General features: G+C 65.2%; 1 protein-coding gene and 2 pseudogenes. All 3 read right to left on the bottom strand.

The window, feature by feature from the left end; genetic code table 11:
• A pseudogene (locus DK459_RS31190) lies at positions 1-179 on the bottom strand (cytochrome C oxidase Cbb3); the annotation flags it as partial.
• Between the two features lie 147 nt (positions 180-326).
• On the bottom strand, positions 327-488 hold the full coding sequence (gene ccoS / locus DK459_RS09095) for a cbb3-type cytochrome oxidase assembly protein CcoS (RefSeq protein WP_006387526.1): 162 nt from the start codon (positions 486-488) through the stop codon (positions 327-329).
• Positions 485-730, bottom strand: a pseudogene (locus DK459_RS09090) (hypothetical protein); the annotation flags it as partial. The gene ccoS and the pseudogene DK459_RS09090, both read right to left, overlap by 4 nt.

The raw sequence follows: 730 nt of genomic DNA, 5'->3' as shown, positions 1-730 counted from the left end.
CGGCCGTAGCTGAGCCAGGCGGTGTCGAAATTCAACTGAGGCCAAACCAGCTGCGCGGCGAGAAAAACGCCCACAGCCATGCCGACGATGCCCCAGACCACGGTCATGAGCGCGAACTGCCTCACGATCCGATAGTTGAAGGTGTCGGCCTTGCTTGCGATTGCGGCGCAATCGTTCATCACCCTTCCCCCAAACAAAAAGAAACAAGTAGCTCCAGGTTTCAATGATGGGGGGTCAGACACGATCCGGGGTTGATGTGAATCAAACCCTACTGGTCGTGCAGGGGAACCCGCAGCGGCCGCGCAACGTCCAGGGCACGGCGGCCGTCAGTCCCGCGAGGGCTGGCCGCCGTCGTCGTCGCGCAGGATGGCGGCGCCGGCGTTGTCGGTATCGTCATATTGGCCATTGAAAACGGCCCACCACAACGACACGCCGATGACCAGCACAAACAGCAGGGACAGGGGCAGGAGAAGATAGAGAATGGTCATGGCGCGGCTTCCAGCGCGCCGCCGGGCGCCGCGCGGCCGGACCAGTCGCGCCGCGACAGCCGCCACGAGTTGTAGGCAACCGCCAGCGACGACACCAGCATGGTGATCGCCGCCAGCCAGGGCGTGACCCAGCCGACCAGCGCCAGCGGCGTCATCAGCAGGTGCCAGACCAGGGAACCATGCAGGTTCTGGCGCGCCTTGCGCTGCGCCTGGGCCAGCAACGCGTCCAGTGCCGCGTCGGG

The sequence above is a fragment of the Achromobacter sp. RW408 genome, assembly GCF_003184165.1.
In the GTDB taxonomy this organism is placed as follows: Bacteria; Pseudomonadota; Gammaproteobacteria; order Burkholderiales; family Burkholderiaceae_B; genus Achromobacter; species Achromobacter xylosoxidans.
This window is presented reverse-complemented; position numbering and strand designations above follow the sequence as displayed.